The organism is Pseudomonas sp. B3G-3, assembly GCF_028640915.1.
GTDB lineage: Bacteria > Pseudomonadota > Gammaproteobacteria > Pseudomonadales > Pseudomonadaceae > Aquipseudomonas > Aquipseudomonas chlororaphis_I.
This window is the reverse complement of sequence record NZ_JAQZAB010000107.1, coordinates 215,423-231,644: the sequence shown is the minus strand read 5'-3', so window position 1 is coordinate 231,644 and position 16,222 is coordinate 215,423. Positions and strand designations below refer to the sequence as shown.

Sequence of the window (16,222 nt, the reverse complement as noted above, 5' to 3'; positions counted from 1 at the left end):
GGCTTGCCCGCGAATGCGGCGGTAAAGCTGCATCAATGTTCAGGTGGTACCCGTGAGGTCGAAGATGTCGCAGGCTGAAAAAATCGTTATCGCCGACGCCCCGCTGCGTTGGCAGGATGTGGTCGCCGTAGCCCGGCATGGCGCGCAGCTCGAGCTGTCGGCCCAGGCCTGGGCACGCATCGAGAATGCCCAGGCCATCGTCCAGCGCATCGTCGTCAGCGGCGAACGCGCCTATGGCATCAACACCGGTCTTGGCGCGCTGTGCAACGTTTCGCTGCAGGACGAACAGCTCAGCCAGCTGTCGCGCAACACCTTGCTCAGCCATGCCTGTGGCGTGGGTGCGCCGCTGGCGGACGAGCAGGCCCGGGCGATCATCTGCGCGGCCATCGTCAACTACAGCCACGGCAAGTCCGGCCTGCATCGCCGGGTGGTCGAGGCGCTGCTGGCCCTGCTCAATCGTGGTATCACCCCGCAGGTGCCGTCCCAGGGCTCGGTGGGTTACCTGACCCACATGGCGCATATCAGCATCGCCTTGCTTGGTGTCGGCCAGGTCAGCTATCGCGGGCAGGTCGTATCGGCCGAGCAGGCGCTGGCGGCGGAAGGCCTGCAGCCGGTGCAACTGGGGGCCAAGGACGGTCTGTGCCTGGTCAACGGCACGCCGTGCATGACCGGCCTGAGCTGCCTGGCCCTGGCCGATGCCACGCGCCTGCTGCAATGGGCCGACGTGATCGGCGCCATGAGCTTCGAGGCCCAGCGCGGGCAGATCGCCGCGTTCGATGCCGAGATCATCGCGCTCAAGCCGCACCCGGGCATGCAGCAGGTCGGCATCAACCTGCGCGCCTTGCTCGACGGCAGCGAAGTGATTGCCGCCAGCAAAGGTATCCGCACCCAGGATGCCCTGAGCATCCGTTCCATCCCGCAGGTTCACGGCGCCGCCCGCGATCAGTTGGCGCACGCGACGCAGCAGGTCGAAACCGAGCTCAACTCCGTCACCGATAATCCGATGGTGCTGGGCACTCCGGACAACTACCGGGTGATGTCCCAGGCCAACCCCCACGGCCAGTCGGTGGCATTGGCGGCGGACCTGCTGGCGATCGCCATGGCCGAGATCGGCTCGATCGCCGAACGGCGCCTGGATCGCTTGATCAACCCCCACGTCAGCGGTTTGCCGGCATTCCTGGTGAGCAACCCCGGGGTCAACTCCGGAATGATGATCGTCCAGTACGTCGCTGCCTCGCTGTGTGCGGAAAACCGCCAGCTGGCACAACCGGCGGTGCTCGACAACTACGTCACCTCCGGCCTGCAGGAAGACCACCTGAGCCTGGGCACCAACGCCGCGCTGAAGCTTTCCCGTGTGCTGGAAAACTGCACCCAGATCCTCGCCATCGAATACCTGCTGGCGGCCCAGGCCTTTGAATTTCTCAAGGAACAGCGTTTCGGTGCCGGCACCGATGCAGCCTGGAAGCTGTTGCGCCAGCGGGTTGCGGCCTATGACCAGGACCGCTGGCTGGCCCCGGACATCGCCAGCGCGGCGGCGCTGCTCAAGGCTCCAGCCTTGCTGCAGGAGGTTTTACCGGGCGTGCGCTGAGCAACGCCCTGCAAGAACGGAATTTTCCACGACAACGGTTTCCACGAAAAACCAGCGTGCCAAGGCGCCACTCGCTCACAAACGGCGGGCTGCGACGGACAACGGAAGCTTCCGGAGCGACTGGTAGTTAATAACAAACTCTCAAAAGGAGCATAAATGTGACTGCGCTAAATCTGATTCCCGGCCAACTGACCCTGGCCCAACTGCGTGCCGTCTACCAACAGCCGGTAACTCTCAGCCTCGATGACAGCGCTTCGGCCCAGATCGACGCCAGCGTCGCCTGTGTCGAGCAGATCCTCGCCGAGAACCGCACCGCCTACGGCATCAACACCGGTTTCGGCCTGCTGGCCTCGACCCGTATCGCCAGCGCAGACCTGGAAAACCTCCAGCGCTCCCTGGTGCTGTCCCATGCCGCCGGTGTCGGCGAGCCGATCAGCGACGCCTTGGTGCGCCTGATCATGGTGCTCAAGGTCAACAGCCTGAGCCGTGGCTTCTCCGGTATCCGCCGCCAGGTGATCGACGCGCTGATCGCCCTGGTCAACGCCGAGGTTTACCCGCATATCCCGCTCAAGGGCTCGGTGGGCGCTTCCGGCGACCTCGCGCCGCTGGCGCACATGTCCCTGGTGCTGCTGGGTGAAGGCAAGGCCCGTTATAAAGGTCAATGGCTGAACGCTACCGAAGCGCTGAGTGTGGCCGGCCTCAAGCCGCTGACCCTGGCGGCCAAGGAAGGCCTGGCGCTGCTCAACGGCACCCAGGTGTCCACCGCTTTCGCCCTGCGTGGCCTGTTCGAAGGCGAAGACCTGTTCGCCGGCGCCCTGGCCTGTGGCGGCCTGACCGTCGAGGCGGTGCTGGGCTCGCGTTCGCCGTTCGATGCGCGGATTCATGCCGCCCGTGGCCAGAAAGGCCAGATCGACGCTGCCGCGGCTTACCGCGACCTGCTGGGCGACAGCAGCGAAGTCTCCAAGTCGCACCAGAACTGCGACAAGGTGCAGGACCCGTACTCCCTGCGTTGCCAGCCACAGGTCATGGGCGCCTGCCTGACCCAGTTCCGCCAGGCCGCCGAGGTGCTGGTGGTCGAAGCCAACGCCGTGTCGGATAACCCGCTGGTGTTCGCCGCCGAGGGCGACGTGATCTCCGGTGGCAACTTCCACGCCGAGCCGGTGGCCATGGCCGCCGACAACATGGCCCTGGCCATCGCCGAAATCGGTTCCCTGAGCGAGCGCCGCATCTCGCTGATGATGGACAAGCACATGTCCCAGCTGCCGCCGTTCCTGGTGGCCAATGGCGGGGTCAACTCCGGCTTCATGATCGCCCAGGTGACCGCCGCGGCCCTGGCCAGCGAAAACAAGGCGCTGTCCCATCCGCACTCGGTGGACAGCCTGCCGACTTCCGCCAACCAGGAAGACCATGTGTCCATGGCGCCCGCCGCTGGCAAGCGCCTGTGGGAAATGGCCGAAAACACCCGTGGCATCCTCGCCGTGGAATGGCTGGCGGCCTGCCAGGGCCTGGACCTGCGTGACGGCCTGAAGACCTCGACCAAGCTGGAAAAGGCCCGCGCTACCCTGCGTAGCAAAGTGCCGTTCTACGAGAAGGACCGCTTCTTCGCCCCGGACATCAACGCCGCGAGCGAACTGCTGGCGTCCCGTTGCCTGAATGAGCTGCTGCCGGCCAAGTTGCTGCCGAGCCTGTAACCCCATGCCGGTAGCCGCTGACGAGGCACGAGGCTGCGATGGGCTGCACAGCAGCCCCCGAGGGTGGTCCTGCGGACCGCTTCGCAGCCTCGTACCTCGGCAGCGGCTACAGGTGGTTTCGGTTTTCTCCGATAAAAATAATTAGGAACGAGAAATGCAACAGCAAGCTCAAGGATTGAAACGCGGGCTGTCCGCCCGACATATTCGCTTCATGGCGCTGGGGTCGGCGATCGGCACCGGGCTGTTCTATGGTTCTGCCTCGGCCATCCAGATGGCCGGTCCCGCGGTCCTCCTGGCCTACCTGATCGGTGGTGCCGCGGTGTTCATGGTGATGCGCGCGCTGGGCGAGATGGCCGTGCACAACCCGGTGTCCGGCTCGTTCGGCCACTACGCCAGCAATTACCTGGGGCCGTTGCCGGGATTTATCCTCGGCTGGACCTATGCCTTTGAAATGATCATCGTCTGCCTGGCCGACGTCACGGCCTTCGGCATCTATATGGGCTTCTGGTTTCCGGAAGTGGCGCGCTGGGTCTGGGTGCTCGGCATCGTGTTCCTGATCGGCGGCCTCAACCTGTGCAACGTCAAGGTCTTCGGCGAGATGGAGTTCTGGCTGTCGCTGCTGAAAGTCGGCGCGATTGTCGCGATGATCCTCGCCGGCTTCGGCATCATGCTGTTCGGCATCGGTTCGGCCAGCAGCGAGCAGGCCACCGGGGTGGCCAACCTCTGGGCCCACGGCGGTTTCATGCCCAACGGCATCGGCGGCCTGATCGCCTCGTTCGCGGTGGTGATGTTCGCCTTTGGCGGCATCGAGATCATCGGTATCACCGCCGGTGAAGCCAAGGACCCGCAGCGGGTCATCCCCAAGGCAATCAACGCGGTGCCGATGCGCATCCTGCTGTTCTATGTGCTGACCCTGTTCGTGCTGATGGCCATCTATCCATGGCCGCAGATCGGTAGCCAGGGCAGCCCGTTCGTGCAGATCTTCGACAACCTGGGCATCGGCTCGGCGGCGACCATCCTCAATATCGTGGTGATCTCGGCGGCGGTGTCGGCGATCAACAGCGACATCTTCGGCGCCGGGCGCATGATGTACGGTCTGGCCCAGCAAGGGCAGGCGCCCAAGGGCTTTGCCCAGCTGTCGAAACACGGCGTGCCGTGGATGACCGTGGTGGTCATGGGCGCCGCGCTGCTGGGCGGTGTGCTGCTGAACTACCTGATTCCGGAAAACGTGTTCCTGCTGATTGCCTCGATCGCCACTTTCGCCACGGTCTGGGTCTGGCTGATGATCCTGGTCACCCAGGTGGCCATGCGTCGCTCGATGAGCGCCGAGCAGGTCGCCCAACTGAAATTCCCGGTGCCGTTCTGGCCCTGGGCGCCGGCAGCCGCCATCGTGTTCATGCTGTTCGTCTTCGGCGTGCTGGGTTACTTCCCGGAGACCCAGGCGGCGCTGGCGGTGGGCGCGGTGTGGATCGTGCTGCTGGTGATCGCTTATCTGTTGTGGGTCAAGCCGGCCGCCGGTCAGGCGGTCCAGGTACACCGCGACCCTTCTTTGTCCCATCGATAACTAACGGAGGCCTCGGATGAAAACTCTCTGGCAACACTGCCACGTCGCAAGCATGGCGCAAGGCGCTTACTCGATCATCGAGGATGCCGCCATCGTGACGTCAGGAGCGCTCATAGAGTGGATCGGCCCGCGCGACCAGGTTCCGGCCGGCGACTATGCCGAGCGGCATGACCTGGCGGGGGCCTGGGTCACCCCGGGCCTGATCGACTGCCACACCCACACGGTGTTCGGCGGCAACCGCAGCGGCGAATTCGAGCAACGCTTGCAAGGGGTGAGCTACGCCGAAATCGCCGCCGCCGGTGGCGGTATCGCCAGCACCGTGCGGGCCACCCGTGCGGCGAGCGAGGATGAACTGTTCGACAGTGCCCGCAAGCGCTTGAAAAGCCTGCTGCGCGACGGCGTGACCAGCGTCGAGATCAAGTCTGGCTACGGCCTGGACCTGGCCAGCGAACGCAAGATCCTGCGGGTGATCCGGCGCCTGGGCGCCGAGTTGCCGGTCAGTGTGCGCAGCACCTGCCTGGCGGCCCACGCCTTGCCGCCGGAATACGCCGAGCGCTCGGACGACTACATCGAGCACATCTGCAGCGAAATGCTCCCGGCCCTGGCCGCCGAGGGCCTGGTGGACGCGGTGGATGCGTTCTGCGAATACCTGGCGTTCTCGCCGGAGCAGGTGGAGCGGGTGTTCATCGCCGCGCAGAAGCTCGGCCTGCCGGTGAAGCTGCACGCCGAGCAGCTGTCGTCGCTGCATGGCTCCAGCCTGGCGGCGCGTTATCACGCGCTGTCGGCCGACCACCTGGAGTTCATGACCGAGGAGGACGCCATCGCCATGGCCAAGGCCGGCACCGTCGCCGTGCTATTGCCGGGCGCGTTCTATTTCCTGCGCGAAACCCAGCTGCCGCCGATGGACGCGCTGCGCAAGCACGGGGTGAAGATCGCCGTGGCCAGCGACCTCAATCCCGGCACTTCGCCGGCGCTCTCCCTGCGCTTGATGCTGAACATGGCCTGCACCTGTTTCCGCATGACCCCGGAAGAAGCCCTGGCCGGCGTGACCCTGCATGCGGCCACCGCGCTGGGCATGGAGCGGACCCACGGTTCGCTGGAGGCCGGCAAGGTGGCGGACTTCGTCGCCTGGCAGATCGATCGTCCCGCCGACCTGGCCTACTGGCTGGGCGGCGACCTGGAAAAACGCGTCGTGCGCCACGGCGTTGAAGTGGATTTATAGGAGAAGGGTTGTGGATAAGGTTCTGAACTTCAAACAAGGCCGGGTGCCGCTGCTGATCAGCATGCCCCACGCCGGCCTGCGCCTGACGCCAGTGGTCGAGGCCGGGCTGATCCCCGAGGCGCAAAGCCTGCCGGATACCGATTGGCACATCCCGCGGCTCTACGCGTTCGCCGAGGAACTGGGCGCCAGCACCCTGGCGGCCGAGTATTCGCGTTTCGTCATCGACCTCAATCGCCCGTCCGACGACAAGCCTTTATATGTCGGCGCCACCACCGGGTTGTACCCGGCCACGCTGTTCGATGGTGTACCGCTGTTCCGTGAGGGGCGGGAGCCGTCGAAACAGGAGCGAGCGACTTATCTGGAGCAGGTCTGGACGCCTTATCACAGCACCCTGCAGCAGGAGCTGGCGCGGCTGAAGGCCGAGTTCGGCTATGCCTTGCTGTTCGACGCGCACTCGATCCGCTCGCTGATCCCGCACCTGTTCGAAGGCAAGCTGCCGGACTTCAACCTGGGTACCTTCAATGGCGCCAGCTGCGATGCCGAGCTGGCCAGCCAGCTGGAAGCGATCTGCGCCCGTCATGCCGACTACAGCCATGTGCTCAATGGCCGTTTCAAGGGCGGCCATATCACCCGGCATTACGGCAACCCGGCGGAGAACATCCATGCCGTGCAGCTGGAGCTGGCGCAGAGCACCTACATGGAAGAGTTCGAGCCGTTCCGCTACCGCGACGATCTGGCGGCGCCGACCCAGGTGGTGCTCAAGCAGCTGCTGCAAGGGCTGCTGGCCTGGGGGCAGAAGCGCTACGGGCGCTGAGGCCGACGGGAAAGCCTGTAGCCGCTGCCGCAGGCTGCGATAAGGCCGAAGGCCTTCAGCGATCTCAAGATCCTGCGCCTGCTGCGCAGTCGAGCGCAGCCTTCGGCAGCGGCTACAGGTGCGCCTGGCTTTCCGGGGGGAACAACCGCATTTTTTCCAAGGACATGCTCATTCCGTAATTCGGGTTTATGATGCCGGACGGCAGAATAATTGAAGTCCCCCCAGGGATGACCTCGACCCCTTACGGAGCGCGCAATGCAGACTTTGTACCCGCAGATCAAACCCTATGCCCGGCACGATCTGGCTGTCGACGAACCCCATGTACTGTATGTCGATGAGAGCGGTTCCCCGGAAGGCTTGCCGGTGGTGTTCATCCACGGTGGCCCGGGAGCCGGGTGCGATGCCCAGAGTCGCCGTTACTTCGACCCGAACCTGTACCGCATCGTCACCTTCGACCAGCGCGGTTGCGGGCGCTCCACCCCGCACGCCAGCCTGGAAAACAACACCACCTGGGACCTGGTCGCCGACCTCGAGCGGATCCGCCTGCACCTGGGCATCGAGAAATGGGTGGTGTTCGGCGGCTCCTGGGGTTCGACCCTGGCCCTGGCCTATGCGCAAACCCATCCTGAGCGTGTCCATGGTCTGATTCTGCGGGGGATCTTTCTGTGCCGTCCGCAGGAAATCAAATGGTTCTACCAGGAAGGCGCGAGCCGTTTGTTCCCCGACTACTGGCAGGACTACGTGGCGCCTATCCCGCTGGACGAGCGCGACGACCTGCTCAGCGCCTTCCACAAGCGTCTCGTCGGTAATGACCAGATCGCCCAGATGCATGCGGCCAAGGCGTGGTCGATCTGGGAAGGGCGCACCGCGACCCTGCGGCCGAACCCGCTGGTGGTCGATCGTTTCTCCGAGCCGCAGCGCGCGCTGTCGATCGCCCGGATCGAATGCCATTACTTCACCAACCATGCGTTCCTCGAGCCGAACCAGCTGATTCGCGACATGGGCAAGATTGCCCACCTGCCGGGCGTGATCGTGCATGGCCGCTACGACGTGATCTGCCCGCTGGACAACGCCTGGGAATTGCACCAGGCCTGGCCGAACAGCGAACTGCAGGTGATCCGCGATGCTGGTCACGCCGCGTCGGAGCCGGGCATCACCGATGCCCTGGTGCGCGCCGCTAATCAGATGGCCCGGCGCCTGCTCGACCTGCCGCCCGAAGAAGCATGAAGGGGTTGTTGCAGCGCGTGCGCGGCGCGCGGGTCGAAGTGGCGGGGGAAATCGTCGGTGCGGTGGACCAGGGCTTGCTGGTGCTGGTAGCGGTGGAGCCCGAGGACACCCGGGCCAGTGCCGACAAACTGCTGCACAAGCTGCTTAACTATCGGGTATTCAGTGATGCCGAGGGCAAGATGAACCAGTCCCTGGCTGATGTGGACGGCGGTTTGCTGCTGGTCTCGCAGTTCACCCTGGCCGCGGATACCAAGAACGGCCTGCGCCCGAGCTTTTCCACCGCGGCGCCGCCGGCCCTCGGCGAAGAACTTTTTGACTATCTGCTATGCAAGGCGCAACAGTTGCATGGCAAAGTAGCATCAGGGCGCTTCGGGGCGGATATGCAGGTCCATCTGGTCAATGATGGCCCGGTAACCTTCCTGTTACAGACCTGAAAGTGCTTGAAACATCTTTTTCGGCCGGAAGCGGCCGAAAATAGGCGTTTTTCGCGATAAATACTTGGTCGCCCCTGATGCGTTGTAACGCGGGCTACTAGATAATCGCGCGCTACGGGGATCAGCGTTCGTTGGTCCGTTTTTGACTTAGGTAGAGACTTGTTCGGGACCGTTTGGGGAATCATTTAGCCCCATCGGAGTCGGAACAATGCTCGCCAACCTGGCATATAGATAGCTGGCCGTTGGTTTTTTGATCTGTTTTCGGCGAGGGTTGCTCGTGATTGTTAGTCCCTGTAATGCACCAAAATTGTCTGCCAAACGGTTACGAAACGCACTGGTGACGGGCTCCGCACTGCTCTGCCTGCTTAGCGCCGGCCAACTCTGGGCATTCAATCTGGATGATGTATCGGCCAAGGCTAAGGATCTGGCCGGGCAGAAGTACGAGGCTCCGCGCAGTAACCTGCCGAACGAATTTCGTGAGATGAAGTTCGCGGACTATCAGAAAATCCGCTTCCTGCCTGAAAAGGCCGAGTGGGCCAAGCAGAAAACCCCATTCAAGCTGTCCTTCTATCACCAGGGCATGCACTTCGATACGCCGGTGAAAATCAACGAAATCACGGCGAACACCGTCGAAGAGATCAAATACGACTCGACTCGCTTCGATTTCGGCGACCTCAAGTTCGATCCCAAGGCCACCGAACAGCTCGGTTACGCGGGCTTCCGTGTCCTGTACCCGATCAACAAGGCGGACAAGCAGGACGAAATCATGACCATGCTCGGCGCGAGCTACTTCCGCGTCATTGGCAAGGGTCACGTCTATGGTCTGTCGGCCCGTGGCCTGGCCATCGACACCGCGCTGCCATCCGGTGAGGAATTCCCGCGCTTTACCGAATTCTGGATCCAGCAACCCAAGCCGACCGACAAGCACCTGGTGATCTTCGCCCTGCTGGACTCGCCGCGGGCCACTGGCGCCTATCGCCTGACCCTGCGTCCGGGCAGCGACACCATCGTCGACGTCAAGGCCAAGATGTTCCTGCGTGACAAGGTCGGCAAGCTGGGCATTGCCCCGCTGACCAGCATGTTCCTGTTCGGCGCCAACCAGCCGTCGAAAGTCCTCAACTACCGCCGCGAGCTGCACGACTCCAGCGGCCTGTCGATCCATGCCGGCAACGGCGAGTGGATCTGGCGTCCGCTGAACAACCCGAAACACCTGGCCGTGAGCAACTTCTCGGTAGAGAACCCGCGTGGTTTCGGCCTGCTGCAGCGTGGTCGCGACTTCAGCCACTACGAAGACCTCGACGACCGCTACGACAAGCGCCCAAGCGCCTGGATCGAGCCGAAGGGCGACTGGGGCAAAGGCACCGTCGACCTGGTAGAGATCCCGACCGCGGACGAAACCAACGACAACATCGTGGCGTTCTGGAGCCCGGAAAAGCAGCCTGAGCCAGGCCAGGCGTTCGATTTCGCCTATCGCCTGCACTGGACCATGGACGAGGCTTCCCTGCATTCGCCAGACAGCGCCTGGGTCGAGCAGACCCTGCGTTCCACCGGTGACGTCAAGCAATCCAACCTGATCCGCCAGCCGGACGGCAGCGTGGCCTACCTGGTGGACTTCGAAGGTCCATCCCTGGCGGCATTGCCGGAAGACACCGAGGTGCGCAGCCAGGTCAGCGTCGGCGACAACGCCGAGCTGGTCGAAAACAGCGTGCGCTACAATCCTGAAACCAAGGGCTGGCGCCTGACCCTGCGGATGAAGATCAAGGATCCGAGCAAATCCACCGAGATGCGTGCGGCCCTGGTCAAGAACGCCACCCCTGTCGAGCCGGCCAAGGCCGTGTCGCCAGCCTCCAGCTCCTCCATCGCCAAGGCCGACAAAGTCGCCGCCAAGCAGCAGGAGAAGAAAGAGGCGGATGCCAAGCAAGCCGAAGCCAAGCCGGCCAAGGACGCCAAGAACCACAAAGACGCCAAGCAGCCTGCTGCTGCCGAGGCGGCCCCAGCCACACCGGAATCTGTCCCGACCGAGCAAGTCCTGACCGAGACCTGGAGCTACCAGTTGCCTGCCGATGAGTAACCCTCAAGTACAGCCAGAGACTCTTGCCGAGTATCTGGCGCACCTGCCAATGACCGATGAGCAGCGCGCGGAACTCGCGGGCTGCAAGTCCTTCAGTGAACTGCACGAACGCCTGTCGTCCTCGACGTTCGACGCGCCTGCCGATGCCGCCCAGGCCTCGGTGGGTCGCCGGCTGACCCTGAGTTCCGCCGAGGAACTGATCGATGCCGAGATGCTGGCGCTCGACGCCAGCGGTCGCGTGTGCCTCAAGGCCACGCCGCCGATCCGGCGGACCAAGGTGGTTCCCGAGCCCTGGCGCACCAATATCCTGGTGCGTGGCTGGCGGCGCCTGACCGGGCGCACCAACCCGCCGGCACCGCCGAAGGATGAGCGGGTGCTCCCGGCGGCGCGCTGGCGCACCGTGGGTTCGATCCGCCGTTACATCCTGCTGGTGCTGATGCTCGGCCAGACCATAGTGGCCGGCTGGTACATGAAAGGCATCATGCCGTACCAGGGCTGGTCGTTCGTCGACCTGGAAGAAGTCATGCATCAGCCATTGATGCAGACCGCCACCCAGGTACTGCCGTACGCCCTGCAGACCAGCATCCTGATCATGTTCGGCATCCTGTTCTGCTGGGTTTCGGCCGGTTTCTGGACCGCGCTGATGGGCTTCCTCGAGCTGCTCACCGGGCATGACAAATACCGCATTTCCGGTAAAAGCGCCGGCAACGAGCCGATTCCGCAAGATGCACGCACCGCGCTGGTGATGCCGATCTGCAACGAAGACGTGCCGCGGGTATTCGCCGGCCTGCGGGCGACCTTCGAGTCGGTCGCGGCCACCGGTGACCTGGACCGCTTCGACTTCTTCGTGCTCAGCGACAGTAACGACACCGATATCTGCGTGGCCGAGCAGCAGGCCTGGCTGGACGTCTGCCGCGAAACCAAGGGTTTCGGCAAGATCTTCTATCGCCGCCGTCGCCGTCGGGTGAAACGCAAGAGCGGTAACCTCGACGACTTCTGCCGTCGTTGGGGCGGCGACTACAAGTACATGGTGGTGCTCGACGCCGACAGTGTGATGAGCGGCGAATGCCTGACCAGCCTGGTGCGCCTGATGGAAGCCACGCCGGACGCGGGGATTATCCAGACCGCGCCGAAAGCCTCGGGCATGGACACCCTGTATGCGCGCATGCAGCAGTTCGCCACCCGCGTCTACGGCCCGCTGTTCACTGCCGGCCTGCACTTCTGGCAGCTGGGCGAGTCCCACTACTGGGGCCACAACGCGATCATCCGCATGAAGCCGTTCATCGAGCACTGCGCCCTGGCGCCGTTGCCCGGTAAAGGCGCCTTCGCCGGTGCGATCCTGTCCCACGACTTCGTCGAAGCGGCGCTGATGCGTCGCGCCGGCTGGGGCGTGTGGATTGCCTACGACCTGCCGGGCAGCTACGAAGAGCTGCCGCCGAACCTGCTGGACGAGCTCAAGCGCGACCGTCGCTGGTGCCACGGCAACCTGATGAACTTCCGCCTGTTCCTGGTCAAGGGCATGCACCCGGTGCACCGTGCGGTGTTCCTCACCGGGGTGATGTCCTACCTGTCGGCGCCGTTGTGGTTCTTCTTCCTGGTGCTGTCGACGGCCCTGCTGGCGGTCAATACCCTGATGGAACCGCAGTACTTCCTGGAGCCGCGCCAGCTGTATCCGCTGTGGCCACAATGGCATCCGGACAAGGCGATCGCGCTGTTCTCGACCACTATCGTGCTGCTGTTCCTGCCGAAACTGTTGAGCATCATCCTGATCTGGGCCAAGGGCGCGAAAGAGTTTGGCGGCAAGTTCAAGGTGACCCTGTCGATGCTGCTGGAGATGCTGTTCTCCATGCTGCTGGCGCCGGTACGGATGATCTTCCACACCCGTTTCGTGCTGGCCGCGTTCCTTGGCTGGGCCGCGACCTGGAACTCGCCACAACGTGACGACGATTCCACGCCGTGGAGCGAAGCGGTGCGCCGCCATGGTCCGCAGACCTTGCTGGGCTTCTTCTGGGCGCTGCTGGTGATCTGGCTGAACCCGAGCTTCCTCTGGTGGCTGGTGCCGATCGTCGGTTCGCTGATGCTGTCGATCCCGGTGTCGGTGATTTCCAGCCGTGTCGGCCTGGGCCTGAAGTCCCGTGACGAAAGCCTGTTCCTGATCCCCGAGGAATACGCGCCGCCACAGGAGCTGGTGTCCACCGACCAGTACACCCATGAAAACCGTTGGCATGCGCTGAACGACGGCTTCATCCGGGCGGTGGTCGATCCGCAGCAGAACGCCCTGGCCTGTGCCCTGGCGACGTCCCGGCACGGCCTGGCCGAGCCGATCGAGTGGCTGCGTAGCGAACGTGTCCGCCATGCCCTGAAAGTGGGGCCGGCGGCGCTGAATAATGGCGAGCGCCTGGCGCTGCTGAGCGACCCGGTGGCCCTGGCCCGCCTGCATGAGCAGGTCTGGAGCGAAGGCCATGCCGACTGGCTGAGCGCCTGGCGGCAATCGGTGGATGAAGACCCTCATGCACCGTTGTTGCCGTTGCGACCGCAAACGGCAATCGCCCAACCGGCCTGATGACAACGCCCTTGAGAGCACTCTCAAGGGCGTTGTTGTTTGTGGGCCCGCTCTTGTAGCCGCTGCCGCAGGCTGCGATCGATTGGGCGGCATCCGTACCGAAGGGGACGCAGGATCCTGAGATCGCAGGAGGTCCTACGACCAGCGTGGCCCGGACCATCGCAGCCTGCGGCAGCGGCTACAGGGAGATTGTCACCCCCCTCTGTAACAACAAATCCTGGTCAAACCCTTGTGCAAACGGCCGGGTGAGTTAGCATCGCACCCCGAATTGCTGCGAGCGGGCATTCCTGGTGCCCGTATCCGTCGGTTTTCCAGGGAAAACCTGTCGCGGGTTCGCCTCACAATAAAATGGGTTCAGGGGACTTGAAGATGAAGAAGTATCTCTCGATGCTGTTGCTCGGCGTCACGGCAATGGTGGCGGTCAATGCAGCCCAGGCTGGCGCCATCGATGATGCGGTCAAGCGCGGCACGCTGAAAGTCGGCATGGACCCGACCTACATGCCGTTCGAGATGACCAACAAGCGCGGTGAGATCATCGGTTTCGAGGTCGATATCCTCAAGGCCATGACCAAGGCCATGGGCGTCAAGCTGGAGCTGGTTTCCACCGGCTACGACGGCATCATCCCGGCCCTGCTGACCGACAAGTTCGACATGATCGGCAGCGGCATGACCCTGACCCAGGAACGCAACCTGCGCCTGAACTTCAGCGAACCCTTCATCGTGGTCGGCCAGACCCTGCTGATCCGCAAGGAACTGGAAGGCACCATCAAGTCCTATAAAGACCTGAACACCGCCGACTACCGCATCACCTCCAAGCTGGGCACCACCGGCGAGATGGTCGCCAAGAAGCTGATCGCCAAGGCCAAGTACCACGGCTACGACAACGAGCAGGAAGCCGTGCTCGACGTGGTCAACGGCAAGGCCGACGCCTTTATCTACGATGCCCCGTACAACGTGGTGGCACTGAGCAAGGTCGGCAACGGCAAGCTTACGTTCCTCGACAAGCCGTTCACCTACGAGCCTTTGGCCTTCGGTCTGAAGAAGGGTGACTACGACAGCCTCAACTTCATCAACAACTTCCTGCACCAGATCCACGAAGACGGCACTTACGATCGTATCCATGACAAGTGGTTCAAGAGCACCGAGTGGCTCAAGGACATGGAATAACACTCGGTCAGACAGACCGAGTCGCCCCATTCGCGGGCAAGCCTCGCTCCTACGGATTCACGCAATCCCTGTAGGAGCGAGCCGGCTCGCGATGGCGTCCTGATCGGCGATACCGAACTTCCCCGCTGCAAACGGCTGGAACCTGCAAAGTGATCAAACATAAAAAAGCCCAATGGCCCTGGCACGTATTGACCGTGCTGGTGCTGATCGGCCTGGCCGGCGCGCTGTATTACGCCACCTCGCTGATGTCCTACGAATGGCGCTGGAACCGCGTACCGCAGTACTTCGCCTACCAGGCCGAGGAATCGCAGCGGGCGGCGGACATCTCCACCGTCAGCGAGCTGGTGCGCAAAGGCGGCAAGGCCGAGGTCACGCTGCGCAACGACGCGGGTGACGAGCAACGACTGACGGTCGACGAGAACAGCCTGCAAGTCGCCCGTGGCGACGATGTGGCCGAAGGCGATGTGATCGGCGTGACCCGCCATTGGGCGGCCGGGCCGCTGCTGCTGGGGCTGTGGACCACCTTGTGGCTGTCGCTGGTGTCCGGGGTGCTGGGGCTGTTCATCGGCCTGGCGACCGGGCTTTGCCGGCTGTCGAACAACCCGACCCTGCGGGACCTGTCGACCATTTACGTCGAACTGGTGCGTGGCACGCCGCTGTTGGTGCAGATCTTCATTTTCTATTTCTTCATCGGCACGGTGCTGAACCTGTCCCGCGAGTTCGCCGGGATCGCCGCGCTGTCGCTGTTCACCGGTGCCTATGTGGCGGAAATCGTCCGCGCCGGCGTGCAGTCGATCGCCCGTGGCCAGAATGAAGCGGCCCGCTCCCTGGGCCTGAACGCCAGCCAGTCGATGCGCCATGTGGTACTGCCGCAGGCCTTCAAGCGGGTGCTGCCGCCGCTGGCCGGGCAGTTCATCAGCCTGGTGAAAGACACCTCGCTGGTGTCGGTGATCGCCATCACCGAGCTGCTCAAGAGCGGACGTGAAGTCATCACCACCTCGTTTTCGCCGTTCGAGATCCTGTTCTGCGTGGCGGCCCTGTACCTGTTGATCAACCTGCCGCTGTCGAAGATGGCCAGCCGGCTTGAGCGGAGGCTCGCGCAAAGTGATTGAAGTCCGCGATCTGGTAAAAGTCTTCGACACCCGGGGCCAGGTGGTCCGCGCGGTAGATAACGTCACCACTAACGTGGCCAAGGGCGAAGTGCTGGTGGTGATCGGCCCGTCCGGCTCCGGCAAGTCGACCTTCCTGCGTTGTCTCAACGGTCTGGAACAGTTCGATTCCGGCTCGGTGAGCATCGACGGTCTGCAACTGGCCGATCCGAAGACCGATGTGAATGCCTATCGCCGCGAAGTCGGCATGGTGTTCCAGCATTTCAACCTGTTCCCGCACATGACCGTGCTGGAAAACCTCTGCCTGGCGCAGAAGGTGGTGCGCAAGCGCGGCAAGCAGGAGCGCGAGGCCAAGGCCCTGGCGTTGCTGGAGAAGGTCGGTATCGCGCAGAAGGCCAACGAGTTCCCGTCGCGGCTCTCCGGCGGCCAGCAACAGCGCGTCGCCATCGCCCGGGCGCTGGCCATGGAACCCAAGGTCATGCTGTTCGACGAGCCGACTTCGGCGCTGGACCCGGAAATGGTCGGCGAAGTGCTGGACGTGATGAAAACCCTGGCCCTGGAAGGCATGACCATGGTCTGTGTGACCCACGAAATGGGCTTTGCCCGGGAAGTGGCGGATCGGGTGCTGTTCTTCGATCACGGCAAACTGCTGGAAGACGCCTCGCCAGCGGCGTTCTTCGATGCGCCCCAAGACCCGCGGGCCCAGGCGTTCCTGCGTCAGGTCCTGTAGGTTTTCCACCGGCTGAAACCCATCGCGGGCAAGCCTCGCTCC

The 16,222-nt window shown here is 63.6% G+C and carries 12 protein-coding genes; all 12 read left to right on the top strand.

The window, feature by feature from the left end; all coding sequences use genetic code 11:
- Window positions 1-64: 64 nt before the first annotated feature.
- Entirely contained in the window at window positions 65-1,588 is a 1,524-nt protein-coding gene (hutH, locus tag PVZ80_RS16810; protein WP_273864222.1) for a histidine ammonia-lyase, read from the top strand.
- 158 nt (window positions 1,589-1,746) lie between these two features.
- Window positions 1,747-3,279, top strand: a complete 1,533-nt coding sequence (hutH, locus tag PVZ80_RS16805) for a histidine ammonia-lyase (protein ID WP_151263457.1) — start codon at window positions 1,747-1,749, stop codon at window positions 3,277-3,279.
- Window positions 3,280-3,433: 154 nt separating this feature from the next.
- Entirely contained in the window at window positions 3,434-4,843 is a 1,410-nt protein-coding gene (locus PVZ80_RS16800; RefSeq protein ID WP_009046568.1) for an amino acid permease, read from the top strand.
- Between the two features lie 16 nt (window positions 4,844-4,859).
- Window positions 4,860-6,065 (top strand): imidazolonepropionase, encoded by a 1,206-nt coding sequence (gene hutI / locus PVZ80_RS16795; protein ID WP_273864221.1) that lies wholly within the window; start codon window positions 4,860-4,862, stop codon window positions 6,063-6,065.
- A gap of 10 nt (window positions 6,066-6,075) precedes the next feature.
- On the top strand, window positions 6,076-6,879 hold the full coding sequence (gene hutG, locus PVZ80_RS16790; protein WP_009046570.1) for an N-formylglutamate deformylase: 804 nt from the start codon (window positions 6,076-6,078) through the stop codon (window positions 6,877-6,879).
- A 255-nt stretch (window positions 6,880-7,134) separates the two neighbouring features.
- The gene (gene pip, locus PVZ80_RS16785; protein ID WP_009046571.1) at window positions 7,135-8,106 is read left to right on the top strand and encodes a prolyl aminopeptidase; all 972 of its coding nucleotides are present in this window, start codon (window positions 7,135-7,137) and stop codon (window positions 8,104-8,106) included.
- On the top strand, window positions 8,103-8,540 hold the full coding sequence (dtd, locus tag PVZ80_RS16780; RefSeq protein ID WP_016704431.1) for a D-aminoacyl-tRNA deacylase: 438 nt from the start codon (window positions 8,103-8,105) through the stop codon (window positions 8,538-8,540). The genes pip and dtd overlap by 4 nt, the downstream gene beginning before the upstream one ends.
- A gap of 277 nt (window positions 8,541-8,817) precedes the next feature.
- Window positions 8,818-10,611, top strand: coding sequence for a glucan biosynthesis protein G (locus tag PVZ80_RS16775; RefSeq protein WP_009046572.1), 1,794 nt, complete (start codon window positions 8,818-8,820; stop codon window positions 10,609-10,611).
- Window positions 10,604-13,174, top strand: coding sequence for a glucans biosynthesis glucosyltransferase MdoH (gene mdoH, locus PVZ80_RS16770; RefSeq protein ID WP_016704433.1), 2,571 nt, complete (start codon window positions 10,604-10,606; stop codon window positions 13,172-13,174). Before PVZ80_RS16775 ends, mdoH begins: the two co-directional genes overlap by 8 nt.
- A 369-nt stretch (window positions 13,175-13,543) precedes the next feature.
- Window positions 13,544-14,341, top strand: coding sequence for a transporter substrate-binding domain-containing protein (locus PVZ80_RS16765; protein ID WP_016704434.1), 798 nt, complete (start codon window positions 13,544-13,546; stop codon window positions 14,339-14,341).
- A gap of 152 nt (window positions 14,342-14,493) precedes the next feature.
- Window positions 14,494-15,453 (top strand): amino acid ABC transporter permease, encoded by a 960-nt coding sequence (locus PVZ80_RS16760; protein WP_371923113.1) that lies wholly within the window; start codon window positions 14,494-14,496, stop codon window positions 15,451-15,453.
- Entirely contained in the window at window positions 15,446-16,180 is a 735-nt protein-coding gene (locus PVZ80_RS16755; protein ID WP_009046576.1) for an amino acid ABC transporter ATP-binding protein, read from the top strand. Before PVZ80_RS16760 ends, PVZ80_RS16755 begins: the two co-directional genes overlap by 8 nt.
- Window positions 16,181-16,222 lie beyond the last annotated feature (42 nt).

What these genes read in the sequence shown, in the direction of transcription:
- hutH (WP_273864222.1), top strand. Translation starts at nt 65, where the DNA reads ATGTCGCAGGCTGAAAAAATCGTTATCGCCGACGCCCCGCTGCGTTGG.
- PVZ80_RS16800 (WP_009046568.1), top strand. Translation starts at nt 3,434, where the DNA reads ATGCAACAGCAAGCTCAAGGATTGAAACGCGGGCTGTCCGCCCGACAT.
- hutI (WP_273864221.1), top strand. Translation starts at nt 4,860, where the DNA reads ATGAAAACTCTCTGGCAACACTGCCACGTCGCAAGCATGGCGCAAGGC.
- pip (WP_009046571.1), top strand. Translation starts at nt 7,135, where the DNA reads ATGCAGACTTTGTACCCGCAGATCAAACCCTATGCCCGGCACGATCTG.
- dtd (WP_016704431.1), top strand. Translation starts at nt 8,103, where the DNA reads ATGAAGGGGTTGTTGCAGCGCGTGCGCGGCGCGCGGGTCGAAGTGGCG.
- mdoH (WP_016704433.1), top strand. Translation starts at nt 10,604, where the DNA reads ATGAGTAACCCTCAAGTACAGCCAGAGACTCTTGCCGAGTATCTGGCG.
- PVZ80_RS16765 (WP_016704434.1), top strand. Translation starts at nt 13,544, where the DNA reads ATGAAGAAGTATCTCTCGATGCTGTTGCTCGGCGTCACGGCAATGGTG.